General features: G+C 63.4%; 13 protein-coding genes. 4 read left to right on the forward strand and 9 right to left on the reverse strand.

All coding sequences use genetic code 11. The features are described 5' to 3' along the window. Positions 1 to 13: 13 nt before the first annotated feature. Positions 14 to 979, reverse strand: coding sequence for an exosortase/archaeosortase family protein (locus tag I41_RS02010; protein ID WP_168206614.1), 966 nt, complete (start codon positions 977 to 979; stop codon positions 14 to 16). Positions 980 to 1,734: 755 nt separating this feature from the next. Between I41_RS02010 and I41_RS02015 the strand changes: the two genes are divergently transcribed. The 3 genes from I41_RS02015 (at position 1,735) to I41_RS02025 (ending at position 5,085) form a co-directional block, all read left to right on the forward strand. Next, positions 1,735 to 2,793: a polysaccharide biosynthesis/export family protein gene (locus tag I41_RS02015; RefSeq protein ID WP_145430406.1), complete on the forward strand. Its 1,059-nt coding sequence runs from the start codon at positions 1,735 to 1,737 to the stop codon at positions 2,791 to 2,793. Positions 2,794 to 2,941: 148 nt separating this feature from the next. Continuing rightward, entirely contained in the window at positions 2,942 to 3,988 is a 1,047-nt protein-coding gene (locus tag I41_RS02020) for a hypothetical protein (RefSeq protein ID WP_145430407.1), read from the forward strand. A gap of 371 nt (positions 3,989 to 4,359) precedes the next feature. Continuing rightward, on the forward strand, positions 4,360 to 5,085 hold the full coding sequence (locus I41_RS02025) for a metallophosphoesterase family protein (RefSeq protein WP_145430408.1): 726 nt from the start codon (positions 4,360 to 4,362) through the stop codon (positions 5,083 to 5,085). Positions 5,086 to 5,206: 121 nt separating this feature from the next. On the opposite strand, the gene I41_RS02030 is transcribed toward I41_RS02025, so the two are convergent. The 4 genes from I41_RS02030 to I41_RS02045 all read right to left on the reverse strand — a co-directional run bounded on the left by I41_RS02030 (position 5,207) and on the right by I41_RS02045 (position 10,795). Next, positions 5,207 to 5,656, reverse strand: coding sequence for a hypothetical protein (locus I41_RS02030; RefSeq protein ID WP_145430409.1), 450 nt, complete (start codon positions 5,654 to 5,656; stop codon positions 5,207 to 5,209). Between the two features lie 92 nt (positions 5,657 to 5,748). After that, positions 5,749 to 6,774, reverse strand: coding sequence for an ankyrin repeat domain-containing protein (locus I41_RS02035; protein ID WP_145430410.1), 1,026 nt, complete (start codon positions 6,772 to 6,774; stop codon positions 5,749 to 5,751). A gap of 710 nt (positions 6,775 to 7,484) precedes the next feature. Further along, positions 7,485 to 8,414, reverse strand: coding sequence for a DUF1559 domain-containing protein (locus I41_RS02040; RefSeq protein ID WP_145430412.1), 930 nt, complete (start codon positions 8,412 to 8,414; stop codon positions 7,485 to 7,487). Between the two features lie 206 nt (positions 8,415 to 8,620). Continuing rightward, positions 8,621 to 10,795, reverse strand: coding sequence for a PEP-CTERM sorting domain-containing protein (locus I41_RS02045; RefSeq protein WP_168206615.1), 2,175 nt, complete (start codon positions 10,793 to 10,795; stop codon positions 8,621 to 8,623). 400 nt (positions 10,796 to 11,195) lie between these two features. Here I41_RS02045 and I41_RS02050 point away from each other — a divergent pair, with 400 nt between their 5' ends. Continuing rightward, entirely contained in the window at positions 11,196 to 13,655 is a 2,460-nt protein-coding gene (locus I41_RS02050; RefSeq protein ID WP_145430416.1) for a type II and III secretion system protein, read from the forward strand. A gap of 189 nt (positions 13,656 to 13,844) precedes the next feature. Here I41_RS02050 and I41_RS02055 read toward each other — a convergent pair whose 3' ends face one another. The 4 genes from I41_RS02055 to I41_RS02070 form a co-directional block, all read right to left on the reverse strand. Continuing rightward, positions 13,845 to 14,705, reverse strand: a complete 861-nt coding sequence (locus I41_RS02055) for an HAD-IIA family hydrolase (protein ID WP_145430418.1) — start codon at positions 14,703 to 14,705, stop codon at positions 13,845 to 13,847. Positions 14,706 to 15,297: 592 nt separating this feature from the next. After that, positions 15,298 to 16,104: a hypothetical protein gene (locus I41_RS02060; protein WP_145430420.1), complete on the reverse strand. Its 807-nt coding sequence runs from the start codon at positions 16,102 to 16,104 to the stop codon at positions 15,298 to 15,300. A 552-nt stretch (positions 16,105 to 16,656) separates the two neighbouring features. Then, a complete protein-coding gene (locus tag I41_RS02065) occupies positions 16,657 to 21,048 on the reverse strand; it encodes a beta strand repeat-containing protein (RefSeq protein WP_168206616.1) in 4,392 nt (1,463 codons plus the stop codon). A gap of 399 nt (positions 21,049 to 21,447) precedes the next feature. Next, positions 21,448 to 21,927 carry a DUF6960 family protein gene (locus I41_RS02070; RefSeq protein WP_145430424.1) on the reverse strand — a complete coding sequence of 160 codons (480 nt, stop codon included), beginning with the start codon at positions 21,925 to 21,927 and terminating at the stop codon, positions 21,448 to 21,450. Positions 21,928 to 22,106: the final 179 nt, after the last annotated feature.

The following is a 22,106-nucleotide window of genomic DNA, read 5'->3' on the forward strand; positions in this document are numbered from 1 at the left end:
GACGCTCCTAGCCTTAGGCCATCGCCCGCCCATACGGGACGAAGTCGTCGGCGTCGATCGGGATGGTCAGTCTGGAGAGAATCGCCAGCTCAATCCACAACAGTCCCAAGCCAATCGGCATCATCGCGAGTCCGGCCCAGTCGTGAACAATCTGATTCAGCCACGGCGTATCCTGCCCGAAAGCAATGTTGAGCAGCGCCGTGAGCACAATCCGAATGACGTTACTTGCCAGCGCGATCGGAATGGCGCTCAGCAAGATGATCAGCTTGTCCCACCACGGACGGTCGATAATCATCGCCAGCGCCACGCTCATCGCCCCGAAAATCGTCAACATCCGCAGTCCGCTGCACGCTTCGGCAACCTCCAGGGCATCCTTCAGCGTGTCGACGTGAATCGTATTGCCCTGTCGCGATGCGGCGACGCCCAGCAATTGGAGCGTCCAGGTGCTGAAGATCGACGCTAGCGTCTGCAATCGCATCAGCAGCGTGTTCTCCACCACCGACGGCAGCGGGTACATGAACAACAGAAACGCGATCGGCAGCCACGCCCAACGAATCATCGACCTGCCGCCGACCAGCAGGCAAACGCCCAGCAGCGCCCCGATGAAGCTCAACCGTTCAAAATTGTTGTAATCGTAATAGGCCGCAAACACGCGCAGGCCGAGGCTGGCGGCAACGATGCCAACGCCAATCCACCGCTCCAGCGGCGGAGCATCGGTCAGGGGGCGCTTGCGGATCCAGAAGAGGTACGCGGCGAAGAACGGAATGATGTACCCGTGCGAGTACATATCCTTCGCCCAGAACGTCGCCGTGAAGCGGAGCATGTTCTCGTAGGCGATGAGGATGGCCGCAGTCAGGCACGCAAACACAATCCACGCGGTCTTCGATTCCTCTGCCGAGAGGGGGCGTTGCTCGTCGAAGTCGGCGAAATCATCGAAATTGCCGCGGGGATTGAGGTTTCGCGAGGCGACGGTGCTCATAGCAACAAACCGCTGGGGTAGTTCTCGGGGTAAGTCGGCGTCTTCGTGGGCGACCAAGTCTCGGTCCGGCCGCATGCTCGAAGCACCTGAAGAGCCTGGAATAACGCGGCGACGAACGTCGCGAACGGGCTGCAAGATGCTCTAAAAAGGAGGCACGCTCTAAAACCGAGAATACGCGGGCGCCGCGGAAGTGTCAAATGAATGGGAGTCGCCAGTGCGCTCTCTATCTTCTTAATCTGTAAGGTACTTACGACGCCGCGCGGGTCGCGCCGATCATGACGTTCGCAGTGGCGCGACGGCTGCGATTTCGGGACTGCGATGGAGTCGCTTTGATCGAGCGCCAAGGCAAAGCGGGGATGGAATTGAACCACGACGGCACGACGGGCACGTCGGCAGAACAGGCATTAGTTTAGAGACGGAGACGCGTATCGTCTCCCATCGGGATGAAGGCTGTAGATCTACGCGTGAGTGATTGGCGGTGTAAAACACGCGCTTTTTGTCTTTGCGTCGTGCCCGTTGAGCCGTCTTGGTTCAATTCTCAGCGACTCTGCTGGCACTGCCGGCGCCCTTCACGGGCGGAAATCACGGTTTCCTGCCGATTTTCGGCGAGAGAAGGCAAAGTCGGTGTGAAGCTCTTCCGATTATATGCATTGTAACTGTCACGTAAGCGGCGCCGCGCCGCGGCATACCCTCTCCTCGAGGTCGCCGCGCAAGCCGACGCCCCTTAGCGATCTTTTCTTAGCGGGAACCGACCAATGATGGTTTGCCACCGAACTCGTCGCGGCATCGCTTGGCTGCTGATCGCCACTCAGGCGGCCCTTACCGGCTGCACGGCGTTCATGGAGCCTCGCAACCCGATCCCGGTGACCGCCCCCGAGGCTCCGCCGACGAGCCCCGTCCCGCGCGAGCTCGAAAAGGTGACGCTGCCGCGGTACGTCATCGAGCCGCCGGATATCCTTCTAGTCGAAGGCGTGAAGCTCGTCCCGAAGTCGCCGCACCGCATTGAAACGTTCGACGTGCTGCTCATCCGCGTCACCGGCGCGTTCCCCGAGCAGCCAATCGACAACTCCTACAACGTCGACGCCGACGGCACCGTGAACCTCGGCCCCACATACGGTCGAATCGCCGTGGTCGGCCAGACGATCGAAGAAGCCGAAGATGAAATTCGCGCTCAGCTGTCGAAAGTCCTCACCGACGTCGACGTCTCGGTGTCGCTGCTCGCCTCCGCCGGAGCTCAGGCCATCACCGGCCAGCATCTGGTGGCAATGGACGGGCGCGTCAACTTGGGCACCTATGGTTCGGTCTACGTCGCGGGGATGACGCTGGAAGAAGCCCGCGCCGCGATCGAACTGAAACTGACCGAAAAGCTCGACGATCCGGAAGTCTTCGTCGACGTCCTCGCCTACAACAGCAAGGTCTACTACATCATCACGCAGGGCGCCGGCTTGGGTGACGACGTCACCCGCCAGCCGATCACCGGCAACGAAACGGTCATCGACGCGGTCGCAGCCCTGGGCGGCATCTCGCAAGTTTCGTCGACGCGGATGTGGATCGCCCGACCGGCGCCCAACGGCGTCGGCTGCGAACAGATCTTGCCGATCGAGTGGAACGACATCGCGCAGGGCGCCTCGACGGCGACGAACTACCAGCTGATGCCGGGCGACCGCTTGTTCATCGCTCAAGATCGCCTGACCAACTTCAACACGGTCGTCAACAAACTGCTCAATCCCTTCGAGCGGATCTTCGGGTTCATCTCCCTCGGCACCTCGATGGCGAACCGCATCGTCCGCTTCGGCTTGGGCAACACGTTCTAGCCGCTCTCGCTCCGCGTGGAGCGAGCGACCTGAACGGCAACCGTTTGATTCGAAACCAACACCCACGGCATACGCATACCGGACAGCCTGACGACGAGCCGCTCACGCATGCTCGCCGACGCGACCGGGACCCACAGGAAGTGACGCCATGTCTCCTCGGTTGAAACTTCAATCCGCCGCCAAGCCGCTGCTCCTGGCCGGAGCGCTGTGGAGCGCTGGTTTTGTCGCACCGGCTGGCGCCGTCGGCAACGGCAGCGGGCGGCCGCAAACGCCGCCGCCGTGCGGACCGGACGGGGTATGCATTCCGAACATTCCCACCTACGGCTGGTATCAGACGCGGTGGCGGACCTTCCCGGGCGATCCTTCGGCTAAGGTTCCAACGGCAGCCGACCTGAAGGCTCAGGAAGACAAAGACGTGCAAAAGGATCTCGGCGGTCCGCAAACTCCGCCAATGGAAATGGAAGGGGGTTTGAATCGCGAGCGGCCCAAGCGCGGCGCCAATGGCGCCGCGGAAGGGGGGCCCGTTCCCGATCCGAACGAAGACATCCGCAATCTCCCTGGCTTGCCGCCGCTGCCTGGGCCGGGCGACGCGGCTGGTCCGGCAGGAGCCGCTCCCGGCGGAGCTGCGCCGGGCGAAGCGCCTGCCGGCAATCTGCCGCTCGGCCCCGAGGGAGCACCGCCGCCTGCCGGCACGGCGCCCGAGGGCGCGGCCGATCCGCTCGATCCATTCGGCGCCGCGCCGCCGGCGCCGCCGTGGCTGTCGAAATCCGCGATGACCAATCCAGCCGCCGACCTGGTGCAGCTGCCGTATGTCGAAGAGGGGCCGGCATCGAAAGTCGTGCAGCCGGTCGACAACATCGAACCGCTGCTCGACGGTCCGAACCTGCATGGCGAGGATGCGCCGCCGGCGTTGCCCACGGCGCTTCAGCGACTCTCGGGTTTGCGCTCGCCAGCGAGCGGCGGGGTGGCGTACGGCGCCCCCGTGCTGCCGCCAGCCATGGCGCCGACGCGGACCGCGATGGCGCAACCGGCAAGCGTGCAGACAAAGCTGCCGGCGACGGGCGCCATCCAGCAAGCGAGCGTGGTCGTTCCCGTGGGGGGGCAACTGGTGAATCCCGCCGGCTCGATGGAAGCGATCGCCGAAGACCAAGGGGCCCAGCAGGCGATTTACATCGAAGCGAGCGACAGCGAGTGAGCCAGGACACGAAGCGAGCGACAGCGAGTGAGCCAGGACACGAAGCGAGCGACAGCGAGTGAGCCAGGACACGAAGCGAGCGACAGCGAGTGAGCCAGGACACGAAGCGAGCGACAGCGAGTGAGCCAGGACGCGAAGCGAGCGATCGCTACTTTATTGCTCGCTCGCGTGGTTTGCAGTCTCCTCGCGGCGCCGGACTGGTCGCTGAAGCGACCAGTCCAATGCGGCGCCCATGCCGAGCTCCGGAACCGCACCGTAAAAAACGCACGCTCCTGATAGCGTCTTTCGCCCTTCGTGCGTATTCTTGAGCTGCGGGGCGCCCGTTGGCGCCTACGACTATTCTGCGGGCGGCACCCTGGGGCAGCGGCGCGATGGGTTCTTCGACGGGGCGAGTGATTGCAATTGGCGACGTGCATGGCTGCATCCATGCGCTCGACGCGGTGCTGGAGGCAATGCGTCCGACCGCGAGCGACGAGCTCGTCTTCCTCGGCGACATGATCGACAACGGCCGCGAGTCGAAAGACGTCCTCGAGCGTATTCTGAAGCTGCGGCAGCAGTGTCGCGTCGTCCTCATCGAGGGCAACCACGAAGAGATGATGCTCCGGGCGCGCGAAAGCGAGGCCGATTTCAATTACTGGATGCACTGCGGCGGCGCCGCGATGCTCAGTTCGTACAACTTCCCCGGCAAGCTGAAAGACGTACCGGAATCGCACTGGGAACTCATCGAGTCGTGCCTCCCCTATTACGAGACTGACGAGTACATCTTCACCCATGCGAACTACCTGCCCGAGCTGCCCATGAGCGAGCAGCCGCCCCATGAATTGCGGTGGACGCTGTTCGACCCGCCGGAACAAGAACCGCATGCGAGCGGCAAGCCGATCACGGTGGGCCACACCGAACAGCGCGACGGGGAAGTCGTCGACTTAGGGTTTGCTACCTGCATCGACACCGCCTGCTGGCGCTACGGCTGGCTCACCGCGCTCGACCGCACGAGCGGCGAGATCTGGCAAGCGAGCAAATGGGGCGTCCTCCGCGAGCCGGGCGAAGAGACGCACCGCGAGAAGCTTGGGGAACTCATCGGCACGCGTGCGGTGTAGACTGCGAGCCCCGCACCCGGAAGCGCGAGCCGCTGCCTTGCACGGGCAGCCCGAAGCCATCGTAGTTGTACTGCGTGACCGATGAGACGACGCACTGACGCATCCTCGAAGTCGTCGCTTGTCAGCAGTCGTAGACGAAAAAGTACATGCGGAGTTTCTCGGCGCGCCGTCTGCCCGGATCGTCGTATTCGCCAAGTTGATCCTCGAAGACTTCGACGACCCGCTGTTCTTTCTCGTAGGGAACGCGATCAATAGTGATGGAGAGCCCCATGGGTCCGCGCCGGATGCGATATGGAACGGCCGCATCGATAAGGGCGTCCGCTTCGCCGCCGCATTGGAAGTCGATCGAGATCGGCGTGACCTTCGAGAGCTTCTTGTAAACCACGTACTGGCTGGCGGCCATTTTGCCGTCGAACTCCGGAGGAACGTAGGAGTCGACGCTCATCGTCTTGCCGTTGAAGGGGTTTTTGATCAACTGCTTGATCGGCGTCTCCAACGGCGGGAGCCAGCCGCGGCAAGCGTCGTCGACCGACTGTGCGTCAGTGATCAGAAGCAGCGCGAAGCGGGACATCGCACGCCCACACGAGTTTAAAGGGTCGGGTAGGAAACGCTTGAGGATTCCGAAGCAGCATGAGGACGCTTGGCTGCCAACGGAAACATTGATTAACCGTTGGTCGCGGGTTGGTCGGGCGGCTGACGGCGCTTCATTTCGCTCTTCAGATACTTAGCCAACTCTTTATGGCCGCCGTATCGGGCGTCATCAACTGCGGTGTAGAGGCGATTGTCGGCCCCTAAGTATGTGGCGTAGATGTCGGCCCCCGCGGCCAGCAGCAGGTCGACCACCTCGCGGCTGCCATCGGATGCCGCCTTCATGAGGGGCGTTTCTTCAACCTCCCAAAAAAAGTTAGGATCAGCCCCGTGATCGAGCAGCACTTTCACGACGGCCTCGCGGCCGCGTCCCGCAGCAATAGACAGTGGCGTGCTGTGATTCCTATCTGCCCGCAACGGGCTCGCTCCTTGCGCCAGCAGAGCCTCGACCTTCTGGAGATCCCTATCGAAGCACGCTGAGGTCAACTGAGCGGTGAGCCTCGCTTCCGCGATTCGTCCCTTCGCGGCGGGTCCGCCGTATCGAATCAAGTAGTCGAATATTTCCGGCGATTCAAACCCCGCGGCGAAATCGAACGCATCGGTGTTGCACGCCCCCTTCAACCACGGGTCCGCCCCACGTTCCAGCAGACGGCAGGCGGCGCCGACTTTGTAGTAGAACAACGCTTGCTCCAGAGGCGTGTTGCGATTCCCTTCTCGATCCTGGCGGCGATTGACGTCTGCGCCGAGGTCAAGCAACGCGTCGATCAAGGGGACGCTAAGTTGGCGGTCGTCAACCTGTGGACGATACCAAACGCCCTGAGAGGCGGCCGAACAGAGAGGACTGCGCGCCGTGGGGACGCCGTTGGGATCCGCGCCAAGTTCGCCCAGTAGCCGGAGCAACCCACAGTTGCCAAGATCCACCGCACGCAGAATCGGACAACCCCAAAGATAGCGCCCATTCAGCGGCGCCCCTTGGGCTACCAGAGCGCGGACCTGCGCCTCATCATTGGCCTCGATGGCGTCAAACATCGACGTGTCGAATGGCCCCGCGGGTTCCAGCTGGGATTCGTCGAATTCCTCATCCTCGTCAATGTCATCCATAAAATATGGGCTCGGTTCATAGATCGGAAAGAACAAGAATGACAAGAGACAATTCTACGAACTCCGCATTGCTGGCTAAGTGGACTAATCGTGCCCTCACTGAATATGGGCTTTGGTGAAGGCGCTCTTGTTGTCGCTGTGTTTGGAGCGGAAATGATTAGCAAAGGTCGCTTACTTAGACTGCCATGTGTAGCGTCCTTGTGAGTCTCGATAGATACTATCGAAATTACTTGAGTAGATTGCAAATAGCCAATGCGCAAGGGTAGTCGTTAGTCATTGTATGAATGGGGAAGCTCAACAGAAATCAGTGGATCGGATTAAGAATGAGTTTGTCGCGGATTGGAGTATAGACGGATGTTGTGGGCGATCGGGCCCGGAGGAGGCCAAACGCTGAAAGCGTTCCATCCTCCAGCCTAGGGTTGATTGCGCAGCAATCTACCCTAGGAAACGTTTCTCAAGCAGTACACAGAACCCGGGGTAAATCGCGATGGCGATCAACTCCGGGCTGGAAGATTGAATCCCGTTGGGATTCCCGGTGCGACGCATTCCTTCGAGTCCGCGGCGAATGGATTGCTGCTCGAGTCGATGCAGCTCCGGGCTCCACCCGGGGGTCGGTTTCCATTCCGGTCGGCGCTGTCGGGCGTTGTGCTACCCCGGCGGAGCCGGGGGCTGAAAATGCGATGGTGCGCGGTGTCACGCACTGGCCTCCACTAATCCGCAAACACCCCGTCCGGCACATCGCCGCCATCCCCAATCGCCGAGAGCATCACCAGCGTGGCCACGTCCAGCGAGTGCTCGATCGTGTGGACGCTCCCGTCGAGAAACGCGAAGTGGCTCAGGTTCGCGTGGAGGCTGCCGAATTTGCCGGGGTAGTCGTCGGTCTCGTTCTCCGGGAAGCCGGCGGAGCTGCGGCGGACGATCGTGTGGCGGGCGTCGCCGCTGAAGATGGCGGCGTCGCCTTGGCGGACGTGTTGCAGCGCGGGGTCGGCTGATTCGTCGATCGGCGGCACATACTTCTCGCCCACCGCGTAGGTCATCGACAGGCCGTCGGTCACCTGGCGGGCCGAGATTTTTGACAGCACGTAGATCGGGCCGAGCTCGGTGGTATCAAACTCGTCGCGGCCTGGCATGCCGTGCTGCGTGCTAGTGCCAGAGTTGGCCGCGTAGTCGCCGGCCGCGCCGACGCCGCGCACTTGCGACGGACCGTCGTCGTCGTCGAAATCACGATCGGCCACAGGGCTCCGCCGCGTCGGGCAGAAGAAGGCATTCACCGGCGTGCGCATCGCCGTGCTGTTGACAGGAGCGTCGGCGCGGGCGGCGGGATCGTGCGCCGCGTAAAGTGCCTGCTGCTCCATGTAGGGGAGCAACTCGAACGCCCACGACACGGCGTACTGATCCGTGCCCGAGGGATGCGCGAGCGACCCGCTGCTGGCGGCGGGGAAACGGCCCTTGGCGTCGTGATGGAGCTGCACCGCCAGACCGATTTGCCGCAGGTTGTTCTGGCACTGTGTGCGGCGGCCTGCTTCGCGCGCGGCCTGCACTGCGGGGAGGAGCAGCGCTACGAGCACGCCGATGATGGCGATGACGACCAGGAGTTCGACCAAGGTGAAACCGCGGCGGCGGCGAGCGAAAGGCGTCATCGGGGGAGTCTCGCAGGCGGGAGGCGGCGGGGAGGGATCAAGCGAACCGAGGACTGTTGATCCAATGTTCGCCAGAGAGTCGCGATTGTATTCAGCCGCGACTCAAGCCTTAAACCCCGCCGAACCTGCCGCGGACCGGGCGCATTGCTCGGAATGCTTGCTAGCGAGTCGATGATGCGCCGCCCCGGCCGATTGTTAGCCGGCGGCTACGCCCGGCGACGGGCGGCCAGGCATCCTGCGGCCGCAAATGCGGCAAGGGCGACGCTGGCCGGTTCCGGAACCGCCGCGGTTGCAGAGATGGCCGGAGTCGATCCAAACTGCTGCTGCCACGCGAGGAAATCGCTCCCGTCGACGGCGCCGTTGCCGTCGGCGTCGCCCTGCATGTGGGTGGCGCCGCTGGCAGTCCCGAAGCCGGCCTTCCACTTGGCCAAGTCGGCCGCGTCGACGTCGCCATCCTCGTCGAAGTCAGCCGTGAGCCCCGGCGCCGCGACCACCGCCAGGAGCACCGAGGTGGGCGTGTACTGCACGTCGAGCGCCTTGCCGGGGCCAATTGACGGCAGCGACTCGCTGGCAAACGTCCCCGCGAGACCGCCGCTGGCGCGGAGGATCTCGAACGTGTCGCCAACCGCCGCCGCGAAGCCCGCCGCGAGGCTGACCGTCAAATTGCCGCCGAGCGTCGTCGCGCCGCTCACGTCCACCAATCCGAGGGCGTCGGTCGGTTCGGCCTCCTCGACGAGCGACGCCAGCTGGATGCCAAGCGTGGAACTTGGGACGAACGCCAGATTGTCGAGCAGCGCGATCTCGCTGCTTGCTGAAACGAAGATCGTGCCGTTGTTCGTGACGGCATTGTGGAAGACGGCAGACGCCCCGCCAACGACGGCGATCTCGGCGCCTAAGTTGTTGTCGACGTTGCCGAAGACGTCGATGGCCCCGCCCGTGAGGGCGAGTTGCGCTCCGGAGTTGTTGTCGAGCCCCGCGCCGCCGAAGCGGAGCGTGGCTCCAAAGCGGGCGTCGATGTCGGCATTATTGGAAACCGCGGCCAGGGTTTCCAATTCGCCGCCAGCCACGTCGACCGCTCCGGCATTGGCGAGCGAGCTGGCAAGCACCAGCGCATCGCCCACCGCGACGCGGATCGAACCGGTGGCCGTGTTGCTCACGTTGCCCGTGACGCGTCCCCCGCCGGCAACCAGGCCATTGTTCGTCAGTCCCGTGAGCCCCGCTTCCAGGCGCCCCTCGTCGAGCCGCACCACTCCTGCCGCCGCGATGCGCACAACGTCGCTGGCGACGACTCGACCGCCGCCGGTGATGGCGAGCTCCGCCTCGCCCGGTTGCGAGACGTCGAGCGTGCCGGTGATCTTCCAAAGCGAGTTGGCGCCGTCAACAACCACCGCGCCGCGCGAGCCAATGTTATCGCCGAGAACGGCAATGGTCGACGTGACGCGGCCGCCGCCGCTCACGGTCAGCGTCGAAAAACCGGTCTCGCCAATCGTGAGAGTAGTCCCCACGGCCAGCAGCGAGTTGGCTCCGCTCACCACGGCGTGCGACTCGGCCGTCGCACCGGTCGCCATCCGCATCGCGCCGGTCATCGTTACGAGCCCCCCCGCGCTCACTTCCAGCGTCGCGAGGCCGGCGACGCCGTGGTTGAGGAATCCGGTGATGCGCCACTGAGAGTCGCTCCCGCTGACGGTGGCGACGCCAACGCCAGTGGCGGCGTTGCCCGTCAGCGCATTGGTGGTGGTAACGAGGCCCTGGTCGAGGACATTCAGCTCGCCGCGCCCCGCGTCGCCGAGGGTGATGGAGCTGGTCTGGATCAGTCTTGAACCAGTGCCGGTGACGGTCACTCGTCCACGTCCGCCAGCCGCTTGGCCGAAGATCGTGTCATCGGCATCGATGCGGCCGCCATGGACGACGTCGATGTGACCCACGCCGGCGCTACCGACGACGACCGTATCGCCGACGTCGGTGAAGGAGCCAAGCCCCTGGACCAGCAACTCGCCCAACGCGGTCGTCTCAATCCCCAGAAACAAATCGTCGGTAAGCGTGATCTTGGAGAAGTTCAGCACCTTCACGCTGGAGAGGCCGGCGTTGCCGATCGTCAGGTCATTGGCCGTGGAAAAGTTGCTGTTAAAGCCATCGAGTTCGACCAGGCCCATGCCGGTGGCCGTGTCGCCGAAGATGGCGCTCCCCCCGGTGACGGCCAGCGGCGTACCGGCGTTGATGGCCAGCGATCCCACGGCAGTGTTGCCAACCCGAAAGGTCGCCGCGACGTTGCCGCCGCCGGCCGGCGGCGCCGGCGAAACGTCGCCGCTCGCGGTGACCGCGGCGTCGGCGTGACGATGCAGACCGCCGAGACAGGCGCCGAGCAAGGCGGTCGCTAGCATTGCTCGTGGGCGTAGCGCGGCTAGCGGGCGGATCGCAACAGCGCGATGAAGATGAACAATTCGCATGGGGCGGCAAATCATGGGGTGAAGCTCCGACGAGGACGAAACCGCAGGGACGGCGGTCTGCGCTGGCCGCATCCATCTTACTTAGCCGTGCGAGCGCCGACCTCTTTTCGGCGGGAAAAACCAAAACGCCGGACCGCCGCTGGCAGGGCTCCGCTCGATGCCAGGAGCCGCCGGCGGAGCTTTCCCGCCGGCTAGCGGGGGAGATGCCGGCGCCGCCGGAGTTCTCTTGACCGGCAGTCGTACCGGGCCGTATGGTCCCCGCCCCTCTCTTTCGAGCCGGCCGCCCCCATCACGGGCGGCCTCATCTTCTACTTTACGCACTGGAGGCGTTGCGATGGTCGCGAAGGGATTCTTGGCAGCGGCGGCGATAATCATTTGCTGCAGTACCACATTGCGAGGCAACGACCCCGACGAAAAGTGCCCTGGCGGCGATTGCAAGTCGGCATGCAGCGACAAGCAGCAATGCAGCGCGGACCAAGCATGCTGCGCCGACGGCCCGTGCGACGATCAGCAGTGCTGCGAGACAGAACAGGTCGCCGTCGAGAAGTGCGCGAACGAGAAGTGCGCCGCCGAAGAGTGTTCAATCGAAAAGTGCTCAACCGAAAAATGTTCAGCTGAAAAATGCACAGCCGGCGCGTGCGCAAAGCCGCCCTGCTCCGGCGAGAAATGCGCGCTCGAAACGTGCGCGACGAAAAAGTGCGCCGCCGACGTCTGCAGCGCGGGTAAGTGCCGCGGCGAGAAATGCACCTTCACCGCCGCGGCGGGCGGAGCCTGCGATTCGCTGAAGTGTGCGCTGGCGGGCATCGCCAAGGAGGCCTGCGCCGTCGACGCTCCCTTTGCGACCGCCAAGTGCTCGGATGAAGCTTGCTCGGGCGAAAAGTGCTTGGTCGCCAGCTGTGCCAAGGGAACTTGCAATGGCGGGGCCTGCCCCGTGGCCGCGTGCGCTACGCAAGTTTGCGACGCCCTGAAGTCTGCGGTGCAAGCCTGCACGACCGCGTCGGACGACGTCTGCTGCGAGGATGCTGACTGTGCGTCGGAATCGTGCGGCGCGACTCAATGCGCGACGCTGGACTGCGGCGGGCAAGATTGCCCGGCGGGCGCGTGCCATGAGGCGACCTGCTCCGACGAAGTCTGCCACGGACTGCAGTGCGCCGTCGGCCTATCGCTCACCTCCTCCGGCGGCCAACTCACGCTGACCGCGACCAAGACCTTCGCGGGCGAGCCGGCGCCGACGAAGTGCTCCGTCGAAACTTGCGAGGACGGTACATGTTCCACAAGCAAGTGCACCGCCAATGCGCCCGACCAGTGCGCCACGTCCGCCTGTTCGACGGCAACGTGCGCCTCGTCGAAGTGTTCTGCAACGACGTGCCAGGAAGGCGCCTGCTCAACGGCCACCTGCAATGCCGAGAAATGCTCGGTTGACGCTGGTTCGGCGAAGACTTGTGCAGCGAGCGAATGCGCGGCCGGCGCGTCGGGCAAAACGTCCTGCGCCGCGAAGAAATGCGTTGCCGGGACGAGCGCATTGGAGACGAAGCTGGCTGAACTGGAGCGACTCAAGGAAGAGATTGCGGTGCTCCGCTTGGCCGGTTCGAACGCGGAATCGTATATCGTCGACGTCAAAATGGTCGAGTTGAATCGCACTCGCTGCCGATCGTTAGGATTCGACCTCGAGTTCGCGGACGGGTGCGCGACGAACGAGTTCGCGAGTCAAACCTGCGAGGCGCTTGAGCAAAGAAACTTGGCGAAGGTGTTGTTCAATCCGACGCTCTGCGTGACGAGCGATCGCAAAGCGTCGCTGGCGGTCGGCAATGAGCACGCACGCGTTAACGGGGATGGTCAAGTGGTCAGCGAGTTCATCGGCAAGAAGCTCGACCTTGTCGCGTCGTCTCTTGGCGGCGATCGAGTGCGACTCTGCATCGCGCCGACGATCAGCGAAAACTGCGGGTCGGATGATGAGCAGGCGCGTACCCGATTGCTCAAATTGGACTGCAGCGTCGATGCCACTGTCGGCAAGACGGTGGTCGTCGAAGGTCCGACCTTAAGCCGCGTTTGCTCCGTCACGACTGACGGGGGCTCGGTGGAAGAAGTCGAAGAGATCCAAACTGTCGTGCTGGTGACCGTCAATCGCCCAACGGGTGCGGCCCGTCCGGCTTCCGTCCGGCAAGCGGCTTACGAAAAAACGCTCGTGGAAGCGGTCCAGCAGCCGAAATTCATCACCGTCGTCTATCCGGTTCCTGACTTGCAGGTCTGGAAGGTTCGGCCGCAAGGCGTGCAATTCGACGCCGACCTGCTGATCGCCCACATCAAAGCGACGGTCGAGCCGCAATCATGGCGCGGGGCGGCGTGCGGTTCGCCCGCCGACGCCGAACATGCCGACGGCGCCATTCAACCGTTCGAGCGCAACGGTTCGCTGGTGATTTGCCAAACCGAAGCGAACCACGAGCGAATCACGCAGCTGTTTCGGCAGATGCGAGTTGCCGGTCGTGAAAAGGACGAGGCGCGCCAGGAGCGTGAACTCCGCGACGGCGGCGTGACGCCAGCTTCCGCGGAAGCTCCCGTCGAGCGTGATGCGAAATGCGCGAAGGGCCAGTGCAGCGAGTCGAAATGCTCGGCAGCCAAGGGCAGCGAGTCGACCTGCAGCGGCGCGACGTGCCATCAAGCGGAAGTGAGCACGAGCTCGGAACCCGCCGAAGAATGCAGCGGTGAGTGCCAAGGCGAGTGCGAAGGCAAATGCGACGGAGCGTGCCCCGAGACGGCCTCGTGCCCTTGCGTCGGCGGCGCCTGTACCCGGTAATCGCCGCGAGGCGAGTGCCATCAAGAACGACGCGCCGCCGCTGCCAACCCCTGGCAGCGGCGGCGTTTTTCATTTCTCCACCAGCCAGTAAACGTCTTGCCGCATCGACCAAGAAAAGGAAACACTTTCCCTGACCCCTGACCCCTGACCCCTGACCCCTGACCCCTGACCCCTGACCCCTGACCCCTGCTACGCATGCGCCCGCGCCCATTCGCGCAGGTCATGCGGCGTGTCATCTTCCCGATTCATCGTCGGCAGAATCTCGTGCAACAGCCCGGTCGTTTCGCTGAGATCGGCGACCGAATCAATCACCAAATCGGGCTTGAAGGCGTACTTCGCCAAATCCTCGCGCGACGAGCCGCCGCTGAGCACCAGGATCGTCTTGTAGCCCATTTGGACGCCCCCCTGGATGTCGGTCTCCATCGTGTCGCCGATCATGATCGTCTCGCTAGTGGCCATGCCGAGCTCCTTCCGCGCCATCCGCATCATGACGGGGCTCGGCTTGCCGACGCTAAAGGCCTGAATGCCGGTCGCCTTCTCGATGAGCGAGACAATCGCCCCGCAGCCTGGCCGCGTGCCGCTGTTGGTCGGGCAGTTGGGGTCGAGATTCGTGGCGATCAGCTTCGCGCCGTCGAGCACCATCTGCACGGCTTGTTCCAGCATTTCGAACGACAACGTGCGCCCCTCGCCGACGACGACATAATCGGGCGAGCGATCCACGATCGCGTAGCCGTTGGAGTGGAGCGCGTTGAGCAGCCCTCCCTCGCCGATGACGTAGGCGGTGCCGCTGGGCTTCTGCGACGCAAGAAATCGCGCCGTCGCCATCGCACAGGTGAAGATATGCGTATCTTCAACGGCGACGCCCATGCGGGTCAGCTTCATCGCGACGTCGCGGCGGGTTCGCTGGCTGTTGTTCGTGAGAAACATGAACGGAATTCGCGAACGCCGCAGACTGGCGATGAACTCCGCCGCGCCCGGAATCAGCTCCGGCCCGCGGTAAATGACGCCGTCCATGTCGATGAGGAAACCTTTGCGCGTACCGATGCTCATGGGATGACTCCGTAGTCGTGAGGGCGTGGAGGCAAGTTGGCTGCGGTCGCTTCCAAGCGCCGCGCGAACGACTCGCCGTTATGTCGGAAAGCGGGCGGTCTCGCTCAGAGACGACCGGCTTCTTCTAGGTGGGACCGTCGACGTCGCCGTGACTTCCATCGGGGTGAGCGAGTGAAGTATGACGACCGACGGTTAGGGGGATGTGAAGTTCTGCGTCGAGTCTCGCCTAGCGGCCGCCGACTTGGTCGGTGGACGCATCACAAACGCTTCGACAACTCGAACTTCGTCCGCTGGCAGAGCCAGCGGCTATCACACCTGCGGAGCAACACCCGTGCCGAAGAATCGAGCCGTAGCGCCACGGCATCGTGAAGTACGGCGAAATCGCCATTGGCGACCGCAGAGCTTCCGCCCAGCTTCACAATGTTGCGCGAATCGACTCGTCTGCAGCGCGACGGCACGATAGCACCGACTCGCGAGGTCCCGCTCCTGCCTAAGGATTGGGCAGGCGACAGGTCTTGCCAGCGGGCAACGGACCATGCTGGCGGAGCGGCTTAATTCTCACAACACGCTTCGCACTAGCCGGGCGAGTTGGCTAAGAGGCGGCGCGCAAGCACGCTCCATGTGCCAACATGCAGGCGAATGCCAACAACGCGAAAGCCGTCGGCTCCGGAACGCTCGCAATCGTCGACGGACCAGACCCTTGTTGCCAGGCCAGAAAGTCGGCGCCGTCGACGTCGCCATCCCCATCGGCGTTGCCAGCGGCCTTCGTCGCGGCCGCGCCACTGGCGCCAAAGCCGACTCTCCACGCCGATAGATCGAGACCGTTCACGGCCCCGTCGCCATTGAAGTCGGCGGGCGCGACGGGCGGCGCGATATTGACCGAGCCGACGGCGCCGGCGTAGTTCGCCGGCGAGTTGACGCTGGCGACAAGATTCTGCACGCCTCCCGGGGCTTGATCGGTGAGCGAGTTGACCCCGTCCTTCGGCAGCGCACTGCCGGCGAACGTAATCGAATCGACGCCGGCAAAATTGATCGTAATGCTCGCCGCGTTGGGGTTGAAGAAGTTCGCCGGCAGTGGCGCGTAGTCGGGCGCAATGCCGCCCGCCAGAGACGCGAAACCGGCCGTGGCCAGCAAAAGATGTTTGTTGGTCGACGGGGAAGCGACGTCGTGGTTGAGCGTGAACTTGACGACGTTTCCGTCGGAGGTCGCGGTCAGATCGTGGGCGTTAAGAAAAATTTCGCCGGCCGCCGTCGTGAACAGTTCAACGAACTGCACCGTGCCGTCCTGGTTGGAGAAGACCTCTTTCACCTTCCAAAGATGGAAGGAGGCGGCGCAAGGCTGTACCACGGCGACGATCGAGCAGAGAGCGAGCGCAAACGCTCGCAGGAAGGCGTTCATAAGAATTCCTGTGTTGCTCGACCCCGACAACACTGGTTTAACAGCGGCCGCGGCGTAAGTCAAATCCGCGCAAGCGGGCGCCGTGGCGGGTGCCTCCCGAATGCGGCAGACGGCCGCGCTGCTATCGCGTGCGGTTCCAGGCGAGGGCGAGCGGGGCCATCGCGAGTGGCGCCACGGCGAAGGCCGCTTGCACGGCCAAAAATGGTTGTAGAAATTGGCCGCGCAAGTCGTTAGGTTCGAACTAGCAGCTCATTGAGAATGCGATGATCAGAGTGATCGACCTCGCCACTGAGGCAGTGTTGTCGCATTGCACGCGTTTGTGACTTTTGGCGGCTCGTTAACGGAGTTCCAGCTGTTCGGGCGCGAGCTTTTAGCGTTGTCGAGCGATTCGAAGTAACGCCAAACGCCGCGACGCCTGTCGCCTCGGAGGCGACAGGCGTCGCGGATTGGTTTGCGTAATTGAAGACAGCAAAACGACTTACGGGGACGCTAGGCTGTCGCCAAAAATCGCTGTCGCGACAATAGGGTGAAAGCAACAGCTTGTCGCGTCGCTCACGCCCGCAACCGATCACGAGATCGACGCCAGCCGGCGCCGGCCATGGCAACCAGCAACAACGCCGCCGCGCTCGGCTCGGGCACGGCCGCCGCGGCAGGCTGAGCGATGGCCACGGCGGGGGCGGATCCGAACTGCTGCTGCCACAGCAGGAAGTCGGCGCCGTCGCTGTCGTTGTCGCCGTCGGCGTCGCCGAGCTGGTTGAGGTTGTACGCATTCTTCCAGAACGTGAGATCGGTCCCGTCGACGTCGCCGTCCTCGTCGAAATCAGCCGTGTAGATCGGCTTGTTGACGACCGTCAAGCGAACCGTGTTCGGGAGGTAGTCGAGATGAAACGCCAGCCCGGCAGGCATGCCCGAGACGTCGACCGTGTCGAACGTGCCCGATCGGCCAAAAGTCGCCGAGAGAATGTCGAACGTATTGCCGAGCGCGGGCACGAAACCGCCGTCGATTTCAATATTCAGGTACCCGTCGAGAATGGCGTTGCCCCCAACGAGAACGCGATCGTATTGATTGAGGAGCGTGCCCGCCAGTTCGACGAGCAACTCGCCGGTATTGCCCTGCTGATAGTCCTTCACCGTGACCGCGCCGACGGTGTTGAAGCCGCTTGGGCGGAATGTACCGTCGTTGGCAACCAGGACGTTGACGTTGGCGCCATTGTCGAGAATGAAGTGGCTGCCGTCAGGAAACACCAGCGCCCCAGTCCCGGCGAAGGTGGCGCCGGCCTCGATGCTGATGTTGTTGTTGACCGCGCGAAGATTGCCGTTGAGCGTCGTGGCGCTCCCCGTCTCGAAGGTCAGAAAGGTGTTGTTCTGCACTTGGATCGTCGACTCCTGACCGGCATTGATCGTGACCGTGCCGCCGATACCGGTCGACGCAGTCGACTGATACGTCGCCTCCGTGAGATTGATCGACGAGCCGGGGTTGAAGTCGAGCGCAAAGCCATTGGAAAAGACTCGGCCGCCGCTGGTGGCGGTGACGTTGCCGGTGAAGCCGAAGGTCAAGTTGTCGCGCAACTCCAGCGTGACGTCATTGATGGCCGAGAGGCTGCCCGCGTTGCCGACGCCGTCCCAGTCGTTGTCGTTCGCGGCCGTTTGCAGAATCAAATCGCCGCCGGCCGCTTGCACGAGTCCGTTATTGACGACTTGGTTGTTGACCAACCCAGTTCCGCGCAGCGGCTTGATGTTCGCTGCGACCGTAAGCTGGGCGCCTTGAAGCTTGCCCCCTTCCATCAAAATGCCGTCGTCGGTGACGTTGGTCGTCACCGGCTGCGTGAAATTGAAGATGGCCGAGTCGCCGCTGGTGCGAATGGTGTTGACGTCGGTGATGAAGTTCGTGAATGTCAGCGTGCCGCCCGACGCGACCAGATCGGCCGTCCCGTCAAAGTCAACCGCTGTGTTGATCGTGCCGTGACCCGTGAGTCCCTTGCCCGTGTCCGCGCCGAGAATGCCTGCGCCGGAGATCGTTCCCCCGGCCAGCGTATTCATGTCGTTCGTGCCATTGCCGCCGGCGAGTCGAAATGGCTGGGCGGCCGTATTGACGTTGACGGTTCCGGCGATGTCGAGCCGCGCCGTGGTGCGCACGTCCCCGACGACGTTCACTGTGCCGTTGACGTTGACGTCGCTGCCCGCAAGCAGCGTCGCTTCCACGTTGTCGTTCACCAGGTTCATCACGCCGGGGCCGTTGAGCGTCCACTCGCCGTTCGGGTCGTCGAGATTGACGGTGAGCACGCCCGTGCCGACGCTGTTGTTGACGTCGAGCGTGTTGGTTCCTCCGCCGCCGTTGACGCGGCCGAAGTTTGTGAGCGTGGCGGCGTTGATGGTGATCGGCGCATCGACGTTGACGAAGTCGCCCACCGCATCGTTGCCGTCCAGATCGACTGTGCCGCCAACCATGTTGAGCGTGACCGCCTCGTTGACGTTGACGACGTCGCTGAGAATTATTGTTCCGGCGCCGGTGAACTCAGCGTTGTTCGCGGCGTTGACCGTGTCGAAGTTGACGGTCCGGTTGAGGACCAACGTTGCCCCAGCCGGGACGTCGACGTCGGCGTCGCTGAGGAAGGTGACCGGAGCAAAGAAACGCGCCTGCGAATTCGGATTGCCGTCGCCCGTGACGTTAAGATTGGCGTCGAGGATTGCCGCGTCGTTGCCAATGTTAACGGCGTCGCCGTTCCATTCAGCGGCGCTGAAGCCCCCGCTCGCGTTCATGTTCATCGTACCGTTCATCACGATGGCTGGGTCGGCCGAGTTTGCGAAGATAGCGCCGTTATTAAGCGTCAGGGTGTTTTCAAACGAATTGGAGAGCGAATCGGGCTCATAGTCGGTGACGTTGAACGTCAGCTCCGCGCCGCTTTCAATCGTCCACGATCCACCGTCGAAATCGAAGTTATCGGGGTTAATCGCAAAGTCGCCCGTCACCAGGTTAGTGGTCCCGGGATCGTAGGCGCCGGCCCCGTCGATCGTCCCGTCGGCGTACGTCGTTGCGCTGCTCGTGACGTCGAGCGTCATGCCGGCGTCGATGTCGGCGACGAACCCGTTGCGATTGAACGTCACCGGCGCGTTGATCGTCGTGTTGCCTTTCACGTTGATGACGTTGGCGACAATCATGCGACTGGTGCCGCTGATCAGCGACGTGCCGATCGTCGAAGCGTTCCCGGTGACGACGCCGTTCATCGTCCACTCGGTCAGGCCGCTGATGCTGTTGACGGTCAGTTGCGACCCGCTCCCCATCAGCACGAGCGGATCGTCCATATCGCCGTCGCTGTCGAGCACCGCGGCGTTGATCGTGAACGTGGCGGCAGGATTGATCGTGTGCGTCGTTCCACTCCCCAAGCCGTCCCAGTCGAAGGTCGCCGTATTGATCGTGGTACTCGCCAGCACGGTGGAGATGCCCTCGAGCCGCAGCAGACCGAAACCGCCGATCGCACTCGCGCCGTTGAATTCCGTCCCCCCGCCGAGCGTCGTTGTCGAGTTGGTGATCAGGCTGGTCGTCGCCGTTGTGGAGATGGGCGGAAGGTCGAGCGTGCCGCCGTCGTTATTGGTGATCGACCCGGTCACGACAATGCGATCCCCGGTGACCGCCGAGGTCGCAGCGCCTGTCTTGGCGAGCGTCCCTACCAGGGTCCACGAAGTGGCGGCGACGTTGACGGTCAGGTCGCCGCCGCCGACGAGGTTGATCGTTCCGCCGAAGTTATCGTCGCCCGTATCCACGTGCGCGGCCGTGATGGAAAGCGATCCCGCGGCGTTGACCGTCGTATCGGCATCGCCCGTACCATCCCAGTTGAAGTCGCTGGCGCCGTCGTTAATCGTGACCGAGTTGTTGACAATCGTTTGCGAATTGAAGGCGCTGGGGGCGTACCCGGCCGAGGTGGTGATGTTCGTCACGCCGTTGAAGATGACCGTCCCGAAGTTGGTGAGCGAACCGCCGCTCATTGTGAAGTTAGCGTCGAACTGCAGCGTCCCGTCGGTGTCGGGCACGTTGATAACTCCGCCGGTCTGGGTGAGCGTCCCGCCCTTGATAAACGACGTGCCGGCCGGCGTGTCGGAAACGCCGATCCCGCCGGCGACGAAGCCGTTGTTCGCAGTGAGCGTGCCGGCGTTCAGCGCCCAAGAATTCGACATGTCGAGCGTCGACTCGTGAAACAAATTCATCGTGCCGCCGAAGGCGTCCGCCAACGCCCCGTTGACGTCGAGCGTTTGATTGCGATTGACGTTCACGACCCCGAGGTTGCCCGAGCCGTCGAGGTCGATCAGGCTAAAGGCGTTGCCCGTATTGATCTGCAGCGTTCCCACCGGCGGCATGCCGAAGATGATCGCCGGCCGCGACAGCGCTGTCAGCGTACCGTCATTGGAGAAAACGGTCGTGAAGGCGAGCGGCGCGTCGCTGAAGGTAATGACGCCGTTGCCCTGCAGAGTGCCGCCCGCGTTCAAATCAAGCAGCGATGCGCCGACTTCCTCATTGAGCACCAGCCCACCGCCGGCAAGCTCCAATACGCCGCCGTTGATCGTCACATTGTCGGCATCGATGCTTCCGGCGGCTCCGCCAACGTTCAGATTCGTGCTCGCGCCCGTCAGCTGTACCAACCCGTCGACGATGAGATCGAAGTCGTTGGCGAACAAATCAATGCCGCCCGAAAGGGTCAGGCCGTTGACGGCGTTGTTCGAGCCGAGGCTGACGGAATTGGCCGTGTTGAAGATCGCCTCGTCGTCGCTGTCGGGCTCGTCGTTGGGATTCCAGTTCGTCGCTGCGCCGCCATCAACCCAGTCGACGTTGCCGCCGATCCAGGTTCGCGGCAGGGCATTGGCTTGGCCGGGCAGCAGCGAATTCGCGGCGAGCGACGCCCAGGCGAGGGCACGAACGGGAAACGGTCCGCGGAACAAACGACGCGCCATAGCAACAGTCCTCATAGAAGTTGGCTCGTGAGCAGCGGACGAGACGCGCAATCCGCACGCGGCATGCGGGGGTTCGGCATTGCGTCGACACCGCTGCGAACTTCTCTAGCCAAGTCCATGTCGACGCCTAAGTTTTTAGGCTCGCATCGCAGACTCATCGGATGGGGACACGCATGGGCGCTCCCTCCGGCGAGGCCATTCCCGCCTCAGCACCGGCGACCAGAGAAACGACGGCTCCAGAATCAGATCCAAACGAACAGGCAGTGTTCGGGGATTAGTATAGCGGCCGTGCGGACTGCCGCAATTGAAAAGGATGGCGAGAACTTGGCTTTTTCCCCGCGATGCGCGATTACACATCTCGCTCTGCGCATAGGTCGCACTTGCGAACATCGCTGGACGCTAGAGTCCGCCATCGTCCGGCGGCATAACGGTGCGCGGCGCTGCGGCGGGATCGCCGAGCGGAAGCGTCGGCTCAACGTGCCGCAAGTCCTCTGCAGCGTAGGCATTGGGGATGGGTTGCCCCGCCTCCTCGATGTAATAACGCATAGACCGGCTCCGCGGCTCCCACTCCATTTCGCGAATGACTCCCGTGCGCGGGGTATTTTTCTGCCCGCGGGAGAGGACCTCCACCCAGTCGCCAACCTCGTACCCCTCCCAGGCCACTTCCTGCCACATCGTTGGTTTGACGCGAAGTCGCAGCTCGCCGTAGTGCAGCGTCACGAACGCGCCACGGCCGCCGTCGCGGCGGAAAACGCGCGGGCTGGGGATCGTGGCCCGCGCGACGGCGACATCTTCTGGATGCACCCAAGCATCCCCATCCTCTGGCCACCACGGGTAGAAGCCGTATTTGGGGTCGGTTTTGAGGTTGGGGAGATCCATGATTCGGACGACTCGCCAGGGAATTTCTCGCCGCGACCGCTATCGTAAACCGTCCGGCTAGCACGGGTCAAAAGAAATTGCGGCGGTCGAGCGTCGTCGCCCCGACGGGCGCCTTGAGCGGTTGAAATCGGCGCCGAGTTTTCAGGCAAAAACAGAGGCGTCCCGGGCGACGCGCCGCT

The organism is Lacipirellula limnantheis, assembly GCF_007746075.1.
Classification (GTDB): domain Bacteria; phylum Planctomycetota; class Planctomycetia; order Pirellulales; family Lacipirellulaceae; genus Lacipirellula; species Lacipirellula limnantheis.